This is a genomic window from Streptomyces sp. NBC_00829 (genome assembly GCF_045161795.1).
Lineage (GTDB): Bacteria > Actinomycetota > Actinomycetes > Streptomycetales > Streptomycetaceae > Streptomyces.
The window spans coordinates 5,119,501-5,133,759 of sequence record NZ_CP108867.1 but is presented as its reverse complement, the minus strand read 5'-3'; the positions used below and the strand labels follow the sequence as shown (position 1 = coordinate 5,133,759).

The window sequence follows — 14,259 nt, the reverse complement described above, 5'->3', positions numbered from 1 at the left end:
TCACGGGCTCGCCCCCGGGTCCCGTACCGGGAGTCCCGTTTGGCGGGCACCTCGGTATACGAAGCCCTCGATCGCCCGGAAACCGGAGGCAGGCCACGGCGCTGGAGACTTGTGCGTCCGCCCCGGGCAGGCCGCCGCACCCGCACCCGGGCAGCCCGCGGCCGGGCGGCTTCCTCGCGGCCAGCCGCCGCCCGCGCCCCGTCAGTGCGCCTCCTCTTCCACCCGTACCGCCGGGCGGGATCCGGAACGGGGCGAGAGCAGGGCGGCGCGTAGGGCCGTCACTACTTCCACCGCACCGGAGCGGAGTTGGGACGGGGACGCCGACAGGACAATCAAGCCCGCGGCCGTCATGCGGTTACGGCGGGACATCGTGCCTTCCCAGAGGGCCGGGCTCAGGTGCCACTCCCGGGAGTCGATTTCGAGTACCACGCCCTCGTCCGGCCAGTACGCGTCCGGGCGGGCCAGGAAGGTGCCGTCCAGGAGGTAGAGGTTGCGGTTCCAGAGCGGGGGCGGGAGCGACGCGGACCGCAGGACGTGGCGGGCGGTGGATTCGGCCGTGGAGCGGATGCCTGCCGTCAGGCCGTCGAGCGCGGCGGCGACCCGCGGGTCGCTCGCGCGGTGGGAGGCGCGCAGGGTCGTCGTCAGGTCGGCGAGGGTGCAACGGCCGCGCTGGATGACTTCGGCCAGGAGGGCCGTCACATCGTCGTCGCTGGTGAGGGAGGGGATCGCATCCGTGACGGCACGTGTCAGGCGGGCGCAGGGCAGGCCCTCCACCGGCAGGCGGGGGCAGGGCGGTGGCTGCGGTGGACGCGTACGTACGCGCGGCTCCGTGGGTTACGGCCGCCCGGAACCAGCACGTCCACCGGGCCCACCCGGGACTGCGGGCCCGCGGCGCGGACTCCGTACAACGTCAGTGCCGCGGCTCCCGTGAGCTGGGCTCCCTCGCCGGCGTACAGCAGGGCCGCGCGTAAGCGTTGGCGTGGGCTCGGCACGCCCGTCTGGAGCAGGATCACGCGGGGCAGCACGCGTTGCCATGGACCACCGGGTCCGCAGCGGTTGGTGATGGTCGACGTGGGGCATCCCAGTTCGGTCAGTTGGCGGGTGGTGGCCAGGCGGTCCTGGGCCTTGATCATCCTGCTCGTCACGGTGCGCATACGCGAGACGTGCCCTCGGCCCGGCTTGCCCTACCCACACTTGCGCGAACTCGCCTTCTCCATAGAAGCGCCCACCCAACACCGATCACTCAGCGTCAGTATTCGCACACGATCATCACAACTCGGCCACAAAAGGTCGCAGTCAGAGCAACACCGGGTAACCGGAATGTCATGCTCAGCCCTCTCAGCTCGGATCCGCAGGCCTTGGGGGACACATGACCCGGATACGTACGACCCGGATACGTACGCATGGACGCATCGCCGTGGCAGCAGCCGGTGCGGTGATGGCTGTCGTCGGGCTCACCGCCTGTGGGGCCGAGACCGCCGGAGACGCCAAATCCGCCGCCGCCGGGAATACGGCCGGCGCGTCCGCCACGCCCACGCCGACCGCCCAGGGCGTACTCGAGCTCGCCGACGACCAGCAGAGCGCCGAGACCGGGAAAGAGATCGTCGTGAAGGTGCTCAGCAACGACACCGTCACTCTCGGGGACGGAACCGGCGGCAATGTGCAGATGGTGCTCGACGACACGGACTTCAGCGTCTCCGTCGGCGCCCCGCCCGCGCACGGGACCGCGACCGTCGACGGGAACACCGTCGTCTACAGGCCGGCCGCGGGGTACGCCGGTGAGGACGAGTTCAGGTATCGCGTGAACGTGACCGCGGGCCGGCCCCTGTCCGAGACCGCCGTCGTGCGGATCACCGTGGCCGTGCCTTCATCCACTCCCAAGGCTTCCGCGCAGACGGAGGTCGCGTATGCGAACTGCGATGCCGTACAGGCCGCGGGGGCCGTTCCCATTCACGCCGGGGACCCGGGCTACGGGCCGCACCTCGACTTGGACGGGGACGGCGTCGGCTGCGAGTAGGCAGCGCGGGCGCCACTGAGCGAGTGAGGTGAGCGCGGGGCCGCCCGGCGCCGGACGCCGGAGGTGGCGGAGGCGCACGGCCGTCAGAGGCGGCGCGGACCTCGCACGCCGGGGCATTGCGACTCTTTCCCGGGCCGTGCCGCCGTGAATTCGGATGTGCAATTCGAGCCAATGAGCGGAGGGGACGCGGAACGAGAAGCGGAAGCGGAATCCGGCTTTATGAAAGGCGGATTAATTTTCCCCTCCGTGCGATCCGTCAGACCGCCTGCTTGACGAGCTTGCCGTCCGCCGCGATGACGAACCACTCGCCGTCCAGACCCTGCCCGTTCACATCCCCGGGCGTCGCGTCCCCGGCGTAGTAGTACAGCGGCCAGTCCCAGTACGTCGCCTGCTCCGCGCCCTCGCCGAGCCTTGTCTCCGTCAGCAGGCCGGCGTTGGCGCCCGAGCCCGCCTTGACGTCCTTCGCCGATGTGAGCGCCGGCCAGACCGCGACGCAGTCGGCGTCACAGGCGCTCGCCCCGGGCTTGTCCTTGGTGAATCCGTACAGCGTACGGCCCGAATCGTCGACGAGGATCTTGCCGAGCTCCGAGTCGGCCGTCTTGGCCGAGACGGCCTGAGCGGGCTTCGCCGCGGGCCTGGCGTCGTCGTCCTTCGCGGCGTCGGCCGAGCCGCCGCAGGCGGCCAGGGTGAGCAGCGCCGCCGTCAGCAGCGGGGCGGCGAGCAGAGTTTTCGTGCGGGTCCTGGGCATGGTCGTTCCCCCGGTTTTGTGTGTGGGTGCGGGTCGCGCGAATGGTCGTTCCCGCACCTGGTTGTACGGCGTCAAATGACCGCCGGTTCAATCGAATTAAAAGAAATCTGTCTTTGAACGAGCCGCGCCCAGGACGCGTACCTCATCACGACCGGCCCATGAAGAAGGCCGGTTCCAACGGGAGGACAGAAACAATGCAGGAGCGTTATCTCGCTGTTACCGCGGCCGCAATTGTGCTTGGTGTTGCCGGTGTTACTCCGGCGGTCGCGCACGCGAGTCACGAGGTTCACAACAGCCCTGCCGGTCACGACAGTCACAGTGGACAGGCCGGCCATGACGCGCACGGGGCGAGCGGCTCGACGGCCGACGCCGCTACCTTCACCAAGCCGTCCGGCGGGCGGGCTCTCACCTTCGCCGCGCACCTCTCCGGTGCCAACGAGGTGCCCGTCGCGGGCGGCCCCGCCGTCAACGACCCCGACGGCAAGGCGCTGGCCCTCGTCAAGGTGAAGGGCGACCGCGTCACCTTCGCGCTCCAGTGGAAGGGGTTCACGCCGAGCCTCGGGCACATCCACGAGGGCGCGAGCGGCAAGAACGGCGCGGTCAAGGTCCCGCTCTTCGGTACCGCGATGCCCGACTCCGTGACATCGGCGGCCGGGCAGGTGGCTCTCACCGACGCCAAACTGGCCGACAGTATCCGCAAGAACCCTTCCGGCTTCTATGTGAACCTGCACAGCGCCGAGTTCCCGGGCGGAGCCGTACGAGGGCAGCTCACGCCGCTCCACAAGAACATCAACCCGCTCGACATCATCAAGGGCGGCAAGCTGCGGGCGCTCTCCAACGGCGACCAGGAAGTTCCGAAGAACGACGCGTCCAAGGTGGGCGACCCGGACGGGCACGCGGTCACCTTCCTCCAGCCCAAGGGCACGTCCGTCGGCTACTCCCTCGCCTGGATCAACATCAAGGCCCCCACCAACGGCCATATCCACAAGGGGAGGTTCGGCAAGAACGGCGATATCGTCTTCACCTTCTTCAACCGGCCCGTGCCGGACGGGATCTTCGCGGTCTCCGGGAAGTTCGAGGGCCAGAACGCCGACGTGGTCGAGCGCGTTCGCGCCACCCCGCACAACTACTACTCCAACATCCACACCTCCGAGTTCCCCGACGGTGCGCTCCGCGGGCAGCTCTTCCACTGACCGGGGGCCCTTTCCCTGCTCCGCCGCCGTCACTGCGTAGGCTCGGATGTCACAGGGGGACATCCGAGCCGATGGCAGATGTGCAGAGGTACAGACGCACAGATGTCCTGTGGGCAGATGCACAGATGCACGGATGCACGGATGCACGGATGCACGAATGTCCGGTGGCGGACGGCCAGTGGACAGATGACAGGAAGGCGGCAGCGATGGCGAAGATTCCGGCAGCGGCGGTGGCGGCGAGCGGGCTCGTCGGGGGGTACTCGGTCGCGCGGTGGACGAAGAAGCGTCCGCTCGGCGGTATCGCTCTGGCGACCGCCGGGGCGGTCGCCGCGCGGCAGTGGCACCGGGCGGCGGGACCAAAGGCCGCCGCGGGCCTGAGCGTCGCCTATGTCGCCGCCTTCGCCGGTTCGCACCCGCTCGCCAAGAAGGTCGGCGCGTGGCCGGCGGTCTTCGCCGTGGCGGGCGGGGTGGCCCTGGCCTCCTGGGCCGTCACCCGCGGTTCCGACGCGTAGTCACGGCGTCGGCCGACGCCCAGCCCACACCCGGCCCACACCCGGGCCACCCGTCGGCCGCGGCGCGTCGGCCGCGCGGGGGCGCTGAATGCTTCGCCCCCGCCGTACGTACTCACCGGCGCCTCCCAAGGTTGCTGGGCGCGTGACTGTACGGCAGGGACCGGTCACGCGCCCAGTGCATGGGCCACCGTGTAGATCAGCAGGCCGGCCAGCGCGCCGACCACCGTGCCGTTGATCCGGATGAACTGCAGGTCGCGACCGATGTGCGCCTCGATCTTGCGCGTGGTGTGCTCCGCGTCCCAGCTCGCGACGGTGTCCGAGATCAGCGAGGTGATCTCGGCGCGATAGGTGGTGACGACGTACACCGCCGCGTCCGCCACCCAGCCCTCCACCTTCGCCTGGAGCCGGTCGTCCGTCGCGAGCCGCGCACCCAGCGACAGCAGCGACGCACGGGCACGCAGGCGCAGCTCGCTCCGGTCGTCCTCGGCCGCCGAGATGATCATGGATCGTACGGAGGACCAGGCCGACGCGATCACGTCCTGCACCTCCGTGCGCGAGAGCAGGTCCGACTTCATCCGCTCCACGCGCGCCCGGGTGTCCGTGTCGGACTGGAGATCCGCCGCGAAGTCGGCGAGGAAGCGGTCGATCGCGCCGCGGGCGGGGTGGCCGGGCATGTCGCGCATCTCGGTGACGAAGCGCAGCAGCTCCCGGTAGACCCGGTCTCCGACCTTGCGGTCCACGAAGCGCGGGGTCCATCCGGGTGCGCCGCCCTCGACGGCGTCCAACACCGAGTCCGAGTGGAGGACGAGCCAGTCGTGGGCGCGGGCGCATATGAGGTCGACCGCGCGGTGGTGAGCGCCGTCGGCGACCACTTTCTCCAGGGTCTTGCCGATGCCGGGAGCGATCTCCGCGCTGTCGGCGCGCCGGGTGATCGCCTCGCCGACGACGGCCTGCACATCGGCGTCGCGCAGCACGGTGAGCGCGCCGCGCAAGGCCGTGGACAGTTCGGCGGTGACCCGGTCGGCGTGGGCGGGCTCGGCCAGCCAGGTGCCGAGGCGTCCGCCGATGCCGAGGACGCTCAGCCGGGCGCGTACGACGCCCTCGGAGAGGAAGTTCTCTCCGACGAAGGAGCCGAGCGAGGCCCCCAGCTGGTCTTTCTTGTTCGGGATGATCGCGGTGTGCGGGATGGGCAGGCCCAGGGGGTGCCTGAACAGCGCGGTGACGGCGAACCAGTCGGCCAGGGCACCGACCATGCCCGCCTCCGCCGCCGCGGCGACGTATCCGGCCCAGGGGCCCGCGCCGGAGTTCTTCGCCCAGGTGGCGAGAACGAAGATCAGTGCGACGAGCAGGAGCAGGCTGGTCGCGGTCAGTTTCATACGGCGTACGCCGCGCTGCTTCACGGCGTCCGCTTCGGTGTACACGAAAGAAGGCAGCCCCGTGCGGCCACCCGCCCGGGCCCCGGCCGGGCCCGGCCGTTCCGATTCTGTACGTTCCATCCGCTCCACCCGTCCGCGCGCGTCCCGTACGCAATGTCCCTACCTCAGGTACTCCCGGGACGCACGTCGAGTTCCCACGAGATGTCCCACGTTGTGCCCATGCCCCGGGACCGCAGGTCGTAACGCATCGGTGGCACGCCACCGCAGAGCCCCGCACCCGGCGCGGACCACGGCCGAGGCCGCTCGCTAACCTCCTCGGATGCGCCAGTGGTTGAAGAGGGGCGGGCGGCGGACGATCGTCTTCGTGCTGCCGGTCGTGATCGCCGCGGCGGGCGCGACGGCGGTGGCCTGAGCACGGGGGACGACGCGAAACCCTGCTGGAAGGTCCCGGCGGCGACCGCGGCCCTCCCCGACGACCCGGCAGCTGCCACCAAGACGCTCGCCCCGGTGACGGTCTCTCCCGCTACACGGTCATGACCGAGCTCCTGAGCGCGGAGCCTCTGCACAGCTGGCCCGGCCAGGGCGCGGTCCTCGGAAAGGTCCTCCTGAACGCGTCCACCGGCGGCGCGGGCGCCACGCACTCGCAAGCGCAGGCGCGTGTGGCGTACGCCGCCGCCTCGGCGCTCTCCGGGGACAGCGAGCCGCTGCCCGCCGGCCTGAGTCCCCATGTGGCCCGGCTGCTCGCCGGCTACATCGTCGATGTGCAGCGCACCTGGTACGGCAGTCCCGACCGGCGCCGGTTCACCCGGCCCGCCGGGACGTACGAGGAGAGCCGCGACCGGGCGGGCGCACGCGCCCCGGCCCTCGGTGCGCAGGAGCGCCCGGGAGCGGCTACCGCTGTTTCGGCACCGGCCGTTCGCGGCCCGGCAGGGCGAGGCCGCCGCAGCCCCCGTGCCGCCTCATCTGGTCCTGCGCGAAGACGGTGAGCAGGGCCTGCAGCCGGGGCCCCTTGATCCCGGCCTTGCCTGCCTCGTCGCCCCCGCTCGCCTCGAAGTTGGCGGCCTCCGTATCGCAGCCGTCCTTCGAGGGCGTGGCGCAGTACCCGACGACCGCCGGCACGACCGCGGCGATCACGCCGGCCTTGACCCACCGCGGCACCATCGATCCCCCGTCGTAGCGTCGTTCCGGATGCCTGTTCACGAGCGACGGGAGACTACCGGGCTCAGCCGAGCTCCTTGCGGTCGCCCTTCTCCAGCCGGTGCCGCTTCTCCTCTTCGCGCTCCGCCTTGAGGCGCAGCTTCTCGGCCCGGGTGCGCTTGCGTTCGACGCCCACGCCACCCATCAGCGCGAAGCCGGTGATGATGACCCGCGGGGCCGCCGGGTCGGGGTTCCCCTCGCCCTCCTCGCCGAAGCCGCCCATGAATCCGATGCCGTTGACCTCGACGTTCAGGTCGGGGGGCACGACGATTCCGACTCCGCCCATGATGGCGAAGCAGCGGATCACGGTCACCTGGTCCTCGAACCGGGCGTCACGCAGGTCGAGTTCGCCGCCGCCCATCATCGTGAAGGTGGTGTACTTCTTCGCCACCGTCCAGGTGCCCTTGCGTCCGAAGCCGCCCCAGAAGGCGAACGCCCCCTTGGAGGTGGGCGGTCCGCCGACGCGGCCGGCCCAGTCGCCGGACCCGGTGGCGGGGACGGCCGGGGACACCGACGCGGTACCCGGCGCGGGGAGGTCGCTGACCAGGGGCACCAACTCGCCGTGGGTGCGCGCCTTGAAGGTGGCGTCGAGGCGTTGCTCGAACTCCTCCATGTCGAGCCTGCCCTCCGCCACCGCCTCTCGCAGCCGCTCGGCAACGCGCTCGCGCTCGGCGTCGGAGGCGCGCATCTCCGGGAGTTCGCTCGTCATGCGGGCAGAATATCGATCGTCGCGCCCGGCTCCCAGCGCCGGGGCTACAAGCCTGATCGCTCCGCGTACATTTTCGCGATCACCGCTTCGATGTCCGGCTCGCGCACCGACAGATCCACCAGCGGATACTTGTCCGCGACGGCGGCCACCAGCGGTGCTGCCGACTGGGACGCCGGGAATGCCAGCCACTGCCGGGGCCCCTCGGTCCTGACCGTGCGGGCCAGGTCGAGCACGATGGGCGGCATCTCACGCTCCAGGTCCACCACCAGCGTCCGTTCACTCGCGCCCACTTCGTGGAGTCCGGCGAGCGCCCCGTCGTACATCAGACGTCCGTGGTCGATGACCATCACGCGCTTGCACAGCTGCTCGATGTCGGTGAGGTCGTGGGTGGTGAGCAGCACCGTGGTGCCCCGCTCGGCGTTCAGGTCGCGCAGGAAGTCCCTGACCTTCGCCTTGGAGATCACATCGAGGCCGATGGTCGGCTCGTCCAGGTACAGCACTTCGGGGTCGTGGAGCAGCGCCGCGGCGATGTCCCCGCGCATGCGCTGGCCGAGCGAGAGCTGCCGTACGGGGACGTCCAGCAGCTCCGCCAGGTCGAGGAGTTCGACGCAGCGTTCGAGGTTCTCGCGGAAGCGCCGGTCGGGGATCTTGTACATGCGGTGCACCAGGCGGTAGGAGTCCTTGAGCGGCAGGTCCCACCACAGGGTGGTCCGCTGCCCGAAGACCACTCCGATGCGCTGGGCGAGCCGGGTGCGCTCGCGGGACGGGTCGATGCCCGCGACCCGCAGCCGCCCGCCGCTCGGGGTGAGGATGCCTGTCAGCATCTTGATGGTGGTGGACTTCCCGGCGCCGTTCGGGCCGATGTAGCCGACCATCTGGCCGCGGGGCACCCGGAAGCTGATGCCGTCGACGGCGCGCACCTGGTGCTTCTCCCGGCGCAGCCGTCCCTTGCGGCGCCGTACGTCGAAGACCTTCTCGACGTCTTCGAGCTCGATGAAATCCATGTCAGCTCCCCGTGCTCCGGTATGAACGCAGTGCGGTCCGCCAGGCCAGGGCGGCGAGGGCGCAGCACAGTCCGGCGACGGCCGGCGGCAGGAACGCCGGCCAGGCGGGCAGGCCTGCGGGGGCTTCGCGCCCCAGGACGTACAGCGCGGGCAGCCAGTTGACGAAGGCCAGCGGTACGACGAAGACGACCCCGCGCACCAGGTCCTGCGCGAAGATCGTGGGCGGGTACTGGAGCAGCGTATTGCCGCCGTACGTGAAGGAGTTGGTCACCTCGGACGCGTCCTGGGCCCAGAACTGGAACGAGGCTCCCACGACCATCACCGCACAGAAGATCAGCGCGCCGCAGACGGCCATCAGCGGGACGAGGGCCGCTTTCAGGGGCGTCCACTGCACATCGACGATCACCAGTGACCAGATGAGTACGAGCAGGCCCTGGCTGATCCGTCCGAGTCTGCGCAGCGCGAAGCGGTCGGCGGCCACCTGTGCCAGCACCGGCACCGGCCGTACGAGGAGCGTGTCGAGCGTCCCGTCCCGCACCCGCCTCCCCAGCCGGTTGACCTGGCCCATCGCCAGGTCGGCGAGTCCGAAGGACGTGCTGGTGGTGCCGTAGAGGAAGGCCACCTCGGCGAAGGAGAAGCCGCCCAGGCCCCGCACCTGACTGAACATCAGCACGATGACGACGAAGTCGAAGATCGTCGCGGCGAAGTTGGTGAAGGTGCTCATCACGAAGGAGAGGCGGTACGTCATCGTCGACCGGATCCACATCGCCGCGATCATCCGGTACGTACGCCAGGACTCACCCACCCTGCACCACCACCCTCCGTGTGGCCAGGGACTGCACGAACCGTCCCGCGGCCAGCAGGACGACCGCCCATCCGGCCTGGAACGCGTACGCCTGCGCGAGTCCCCAGCCCGTGCGCTTCTCCAGGAAGACATCCGCCGGGACCTGGAGCATCGAGGCCCAGGGCAGCACCTGGGCGATCTCGCCCAGCGCGCCCGGGAAGACCGTCAGTGGCAGCAGCATCCCGGAGAAGAACAGTCCCGCGAGCCAGACGACCTGGACCGCACCCGCCCCGTCCATCAGCCAGAACGCGCTCAGTGCCACCAGGTACCAGACCGCGAAACTGACGCTCACGCCCAGCGCCACCGACAGCAGGAAGGCGGGCCAGGTGAGCGGTTTCGCCGGCAGCGCGAGGTCGAAGGCGAGCGAGCCGATCGCCATCGGCGCCACGCCCCGCCCGAGCAGATGGAAGGCGGCCCGCCCCGTGTTGGCGGAGAACCACCACAGCTGGAGGTCGACCGGGCGGTAGAGGTCGATGGCGATGTCGCCCGTCTTGATCCGCTCGATCAGCTCTTCCTCGAAGCCGCCGCCCATCAGCCCGGCGGTGGCCAGCAGCGCCTGGCCGATCCACACGTAGGTGAGGGCCTCGGACATGTCGTACCCGCCGAGCGCGGGCCGCTGGTCCCACAGGGCCATGTAGGTGTACGCCAGGATGAAGCCGAAGACGGTGTTGGTGAAGACCCCCGCGGCCGTGGCCATCCGGTACGTCGCATGACGCCGGAAGCTGCCCGCCGCGACGGCCGCGTACAGCCGCACGTCGACTCCCCTCCGCCCGAAGGCACCAAAGCGCCCGACGCTACCCCACCGTCGTCTTTGGCCGCGACGGCTTTTCCCGGCCCCGGGCCCCCGGGGAAAGGTCCCCCGGAAAGAGCCGACGGGCTGCCGGCTCCGGGGGATATCCCACCCAAAAGGGCAGTATGGGCGTATGAGTGACGAGCCACAGCAGGGCTGGACACCCCGGGACGCGACCGTCGCCGGACCGGAGCCGCGGCCCGCGCCGGGAGCGAACGGCGGCAATCCCCGTCGCGGGCGCACCGGCTGGCGTCGTGCCGTCCCCACCTGGCGGATGGTGCTCGGCGCGTTCCTGCTCGTCGCCCTGCTGCTGATCGGCGGATTCCTGGCCGGGTACATGCTCGTCGACATCCCGCCCGCCAACGCCGCGGCCACCGCGCAGTCCAATGTCTACCTCTACCGGGACGGCAGCCAGATCGCCCGTGACGGTGAGGTCAACCGCGAGAACGTCGGCCTCGCCCAGGTCCCCCTCACGGTGCAGCGGGCCGTACTGGCCGCGGAGGACCGCGACTTCTACTCCGAGCGCGCCGTCGACCCCAAGGCGATGGTCCGGGCCGCGTGGAACACCCTGACGGGCAAGGGCAAGCAGTCCGGCTCCACGATCACCCAGCAGTACGTCAAGAACTACTACCTGGGCCAGGAGCAGACCATCTCGCGGAAGTGGAAGGAGTTCTTCATCGCGATCAAGCTCGGTCGTGAGGAGAGCAAGAGCGAGATCCTCGAGGGCTATCTCAACACCAGCTACTTCGGGCGCAACGCCTACGGCATCCAGGCGGCGGCCCAGGCGTACTACGGCAAGGACATCGGGGACATCGACACGGCGAAGGGCGCCTATCTGGCCTCGCTGCTCAACGCCCCGAGCGCGTACGACATCGCCACCCACCCGGAGAACCGGGCGGCCGTGTTCGGCCGATGGAACTACACGCTCGACGGCATGGTGACGAAGAACTGGCTCGGCCCGGCCGAACGCGCGGCCATGACGTTCCCCGTGCCGCAGCGGGCGAAGCCGGCGAACGGGCTCTCGGGCCAGCGCGGCTACATCGTGCAGGCGGTCGAGGACTACCTCACCAACAACCGGATCATTGACGAGAACACCCTGGCCACCGGCGGTTTCCGGATCACCACCACGCTGGAGCGGGACAAGCAGGACGCCTTCCGACAGGCCGTGGACGACCAGGTGATGTCCCAGCTCGACGAGGACCGCAAGGCCGACCGTGTCGTCCGGGTCGGCGGCGCCTCCATCGCCCCGGCCACCGGAAAGGTTCTCGCCATGTACGGGGGCGTCGACTACATCAGGCAGTACGTCAACAACGCCACCCGCCGCGACTACCAAGTCGGCTCCACCTTCAAACCGTTCGTCTTCACCTCCGCCGTCGAGAACGGCTCCGAGACCCAGGACGGCCGGCCCATCACCCCCAACACCGTCTACGACGGCACCAACCGGCGCAGGGTCAGGGGCTGGATCGGGAAGCCGTACGCCCCCGCCAACGAGGACGACATCTCGTACGGCCCGATCACCGTCCGTACCGCCACCGACGAGTCGGTCAACGCCGTCTACGCCCAGATGGCGGTGGATGTCGGCCCGGCCAGGGTCAAGCAGACCGCGATCGACCTCGGGATCCCCGCGAGCACCCCGGACCTGACCGCCTCGCCCTCCATCGCGCTCGGCCCGGCGACCGCGAGTGTGCTCGACATGGCGGAGGCGTACGCGACGCTCGCCAACCACGGCAGACACGGCACGTACACCCTGGTCGAGAAGGTCGAGAGGGACGGCGAGACCGTCCGGCTGCCCGAGCAGGAGAGCGAGCAGGCCGTCAGCAGGGAGGCCGCCGACACGACCACCTCGATCCTGCAGAGCGTGGTCGAGGGAGGCACGGGCACCGCGGCGCAGTCGGCGGGCCGGCCGGCCGCGGGCAAGACGGGTACGGCGGAGGAGGACCAGGCCGCCTGGTTCGCGGGCTACACCCCGGATCTGGCGACGGTGGTCTCCGTGATGGGCCAGGACCCGGAGACCGGCGCGCACAAGTCGCTGTACGGGGCGCTGGGACTGCCCCGGATCAACGGCGGCGGGACGCCCGCGGAGATCTGGGGGCAGTACACGGGGGACGCGCTGGAGGGATCCTCCGTCGAGGAGTTCGACCTGGAACTGCAGGAGGGCGCGGAGGAACCGCCGCCGCCGCCGGTGGAGCCGGAGCCGCCGGCGGAGTCCTCGCAGCAGCCGCCCACGCAGAGCCCGAGCCAGGGGCAGTCGCAGGGGCAGGACGAGGGACAGACGCAGGGCCAGAACGAGGGTCAGACACAAGGGCAGGACCAGGGACAGACCCAGGGCCAGAACCAAGGGCAGACACAGGGCCAGAACCAAGGGCAGACCGACGGCGGCACCGGCAGCGGCGGCACGGACAACGGCGGCGCCACCGAGGGCGGCGTGCCAGGGGGGACGACCGACGGTGGCGCGACGACCGGAGGGGTTCCGGGCGGCGGGACGGCCAACGGGGGCGCGGGCAGCAGGCCATCGGCCCGCCGCCCCGGCTGGCACCCGTGAGCCGGCGAGCCGGTGGCGGCCGGGACGGGTCAGTGACCCGCGGTCGCCTTGAGACCCACTACCGCGACCAGCAGCAGACAGACGAAGAAGATCCGGGCGGCTGTCATGGGCTCGTTCAGCGCGACCATGCCGACCACCGCCGCACCGGCCGCGCCGATCCCGACCCAGACGCCGTAGGCCGTCCCGATCGGCAGACTCCTGGCGGCGTGCGACAGCAGCAGCATGCTCGCGACAATCCCCAGGCCGGTGAACACGCTCGGCCACAGCCGGGTGAACCCCTCGGTGAACTTCATTCCGATCGACCAGCCGACTTCGAGTAGACCGGCGACAACCAGCAGAACCCAGGCCATGACGGCACCTCCGAGACGCGGACTTCAGCGGTGCGTCGTCTTTGCCTGACCCGGTACGACGCGTCTCGTCGGGACTGTCCACCCTAACCCCTGTCCGGGCAAACGGCATGGAAAAGGGCTGGTGGCGTCTGCCACCAGCCCCCTGCGACCGGCCCCGCTCGGGGCCCCGGGCTCCCGCCTACAGATACAGCCCCGTGGAGTCCTCGGACCCCTGGAAACGGTCGGCGGCGACGGCGTGCAGATCGCGCTCCCGCATGAGGACGTAGGCCACACCCCGCACCTCGACCTCGGCGCGGTCCTCGGGGTCGTACAGCACCCGGTCTCCCGGCTCCACCGTGCGTACGTTCTGGCCGACGGCGACGACCTCGGCCCAGGCCAGACGCCGGCCGACCGCGGCTGTCGCCGGGATGACGATCCCCCCGCTGGACCGCCGCTCACCCTCCGGGATGTCCGTCCGCACCAGCACGCGGTCGTGCAGCATGCGGATGGGCAGCTTGTCGTGCGTGGTGCTGTGTTGCTGGCTGTTGGCGCTCACTCGTCGAACCTACCTGCCCGGGGCCGTTCCGTACGCCCGAGGGTCAGGCCCGTCGCCTTTTGATCGAGACGGCGAGCAGCCCCACGAGCCCCACGGCCACCAGCGCCACCGGAACGACACGCTCCAGCCGTGGAGCGCCGTCCTCCGAGACGAACTGGGCCTTGACGTCCGAGACCGTGCGGTTCATCGCGACGACTGCCCGGCCCACGGTCTGGTCCACGGTCGAGGCGACCTTGGCCTTGGCGTCACCGATGATCGTCTTCGGATGGACGCGCACCCCGATCTCGTCCAGCGTCTCGGCAAGCTGGTCGCGCCTGCGGACGATGTCCGCCTCGATCTGCGCAGGGGTCCTGGCATCCGACACCGCGCTGCCTCCGTGGTCGTGTCCGGTAGTCCTTCATCGACAGTCTGTCAGCTCGCCCGCGCCCGCACCCCACGGCAC

Annotated in this window: 16 protein-coding genes and 1 riboswitch; of the genes, 5 read left to right on the top strand and 11 right to left on the bottom strand. The window is 70.4% G+C overall.

Annotated features, from left to right (window positions below):
- Positions 1 to 201: 201 nt before the first annotated feature.
- Together OG293_RS22635 and OG293_RS22630 are read right to left on the bottom strand one after the other, a co-directional pair.
- Positions 202 to 774 (bottom strand): hypothetical protein, encoded by a 573-nt coding sequence (locus OG293_RS22635; RefSeq protein ID WP_406000604.1) that lies wholly within the window; start codon positions 772 to 774, stop codon positions 202 to 204.
- Positions 747 to 1,154, bottom strand: coding sequence for a hypothetical protein (locus OG293_RS22630; protein WP_406000603.1), 408 nt, complete (start codon positions 1,152 to 1,154; stop codon positions 747 to 749). The genes OG293_RS22635 and OG293_RS22630 overlap by 28 nt, the downstream gene beginning before the upstream one ends.
- A 215-nt stretch (positions 1,155 to 1,369) precedes the next feature.
- On the opposite strand from OG293_RS22630, the gene OG293_RS22625 reads away from it, so the two are divergent.
- Positions 1,370 to 2,017, top strand: coding sequence for an excalibur calcium-binding domain-containing protein (locus tag OG293_RS22625; protein WP_406000602.1), 648 nt, complete (start codon positions 1,370 to 1,372; stop codon positions 2,015 to 2,017).
- Between the two features lie 256 nt (positions 2,018 to 2,273).
- Here the strand turns inward: OG293_RS22625 and OG293_RS22620 are convergent, their stop codons facing one another.
- Positions 2,274 to 2,765 carry a hypothetical protein gene (locus OG293_RS22620; protein WP_406000601.1) on the bottom strand — a complete coding sequence of 164 codons (492 nt, stop codon included), beginning with the start codon at positions 2,763 to 2,765 and terminating at the stop codon, positions 2,274 to 2,276.
- A gap of 194 nt (positions 2,766 to 2,959) precedes the next feature.
- Here OG293_RS22620 and OG293_RS22615 point away from each other — a divergent pair, with 194 nt between their 5' ends.
- Both OG293_RS22615 and OG293_RS22610 read left to right on the top strand, forming a co-directional pair.
- Positions 2,960 to 3,958, top strand: a complete 999-nt coding sequence (locus OG293_RS22615) for a CHRD domain-containing protein (protein ID WP_406000600.1) — start codon at positions 2,960 to 2,962, stop codon at positions 3,956 to 3,958.
- A gap of 206 nt (positions 3,959 to 4,164) precedes the next feature.
- Positions 4,165 to 4,470 (top strand): hypothetical protein, encoded by a 306-nt coding sequence (locus OG293_RS22610; protein WP_406000599.1) that lies wholly within the window; start codon positions 4,165 to 4,167, stop codon positions 4,468 to 4,470.
- A 164-nt stretch (positions 4,471 to 4,634) separates the two neighbouring features.
- On the opposite strand, the gene OG293_RS22605 is transcribed toward OG293_RS22610, so the two are convergent.
- Positions 4,635 to 5,966 (bottom strand): DUF445 domain-containing protein, encoded by a 1,332-nt coding sequence (locus OG293_RS22605; protein ID WP_406000598.1) that lies wholly within the window; start codon positions 5,964 to 5,966, stop codon positions 4,635 to 4,637.
- 413 nt (positions 5,967 to 6,379) lie between these two features.
- On the opposite strand from OG293_RS22605, the gene OG293_RS22600 reads away from it, so the two are divergent.
- Entirely contained in the window at positions 6,380 to 6,832 is a 453-nt protein-coding gene (locus OG293_RS22600) for a hypothetical protein (RefSeq protein WP_406000597.1), read from the top strand.
- A gap of 236 nt (positions 6,833 to 7,068) precedes the next feature.
- Here the strand turns inward: OG293_RS22600 and OG293_RS22595 are convergent, their stop codons facing one another.
- Genes OG293_RS22595 through OG293_RS22580 form a run of 4 tightly spaced genes read right to left on the bottom strand, consistent with a single transcriptional unit; the run spans position 7,069 to position 10,354 of the window.
- A complete protein-coding gene (locus OG293_RS22595) occupies positions 7,069 to 7,752 on the bottom strand; it encodes a DUF1707 domain-containing protein (RefSeq protein ID WP_406000596.1) in 684 nt (227 codons plus the stop codon).
- Positions 7,753 to 7,796: 44 nt separating this feature from the next.
- Positions 7,797 to 8,756 (bottom strand): ATP-binding cassette domain-containing protein, encoded by a 960-nt coding sequence (locus OG293_RS22590; RefSeq protein WP_406000595.1) that lies wholly within the window; start codon positions 8,754 to 8,756, stop codon positions 7,797 to 7,799.
- Between the two features lies 1 nt (position 8,757).
- Positions 8,758 to 9,534 carry an ABC transporter permease gene (locus OG293_RS22585; protein ID WP_406003682.1) on the bottom strand — a complete coding sequence of 259 codons (777 nt, stop codon included), beginning with the start codon at positions 9,532 to 9,534 and terminating at the stop codon, positions 8,758 to 8,760.
- Positions 9,535 to 9,553: 19 nt separating this feature from the next.
- Positions 9,554 to 10,354 (bottom strand): ABC transporter permease, encoded by an 801-nt coding sequence (locus OG293_RS22580; protein ID WP_406000594.1) that lies wholly within the window; start codon positions 10,352 to 10,354, stop codon positions 9,554 to 9,556.
- A gap of 169 nt (positions 10,355 to 10,523) precedes the next feature.
- Here OG293_RS22580 and OG293_RS22575 point away from each other — a divergent pair, with 169 nt between their 5' ends.
- Positions 10,524 to 12,932 (top strand): transglycosylase domain-containing protein, encoded by a 2,409-nt coding sequence (locus OG293_RS22575; protein WP_406000593.1) that lies wholly within the window; start codon positions 10,524 to 10,526, stop codon positions 12,930 to 12,932.
- A 29-nt stretch (positions 12,933 to 12,961) separates the two neighbouring features.
- Here the strand turns inward: OG293_RS22575 and OG293_RS22570 are convergent, their stop codons facing one another.
- The 3 genes from OG293_RS22570 to OG293_RS22560 all read right to left on the bottom strand — a co-directional run bounded on the left by OG293_RS22570 (position 12,962) and on the right by OG293_RS22560 (position 14,181).
- Positions 12,962 to 13,282 (bottom strand): DMT family transporter, encoded by a 321-nt coding sequence (locus tag OG293_RS22570; protein ID WP_406000592.1) that lies wholly within the window; start codon positions 13,280 to 13,282, stop codon positions 12,962 to 12,964.
- 29 nt (positions 13,283 to 13,311) lie between these two features.
- Positions 13,312 to 13,387, bottom strand: a riboswitch (guanidine-III (ykkC-III) riboswitch).
- A 73-nt stretch (positions 13,388 to 13,460) separates the two neighbouring features.
- The gene (locus OG293_RS22565; RefSeq protein WP_406000591.1) at positions 13,461 to 13,817 is read right to left on the bottom strand and encodes a GroES family chaperonin; all 357 of its coding nucleotides are present in this window, start codon (positions 13,815 to 13,817) and stop codon (positions 13,461 to 13,463) included.
- A gap of 43 nt (positions 13,818 to 13,860) precedes the next feature.
- Complete coding sequence (locus OG293_RS22560; protein WP_406000590.1) at positions 13,861 to 14,181, bottom strand: DUF3618 domain-containing protein; 321 nt, start codon at positions 14,179 to 14,181, stop codon at positions 13,861 to 13,863.
- Positions 14,182 to 14,259 lie beyond the last annotated feature (78 nt).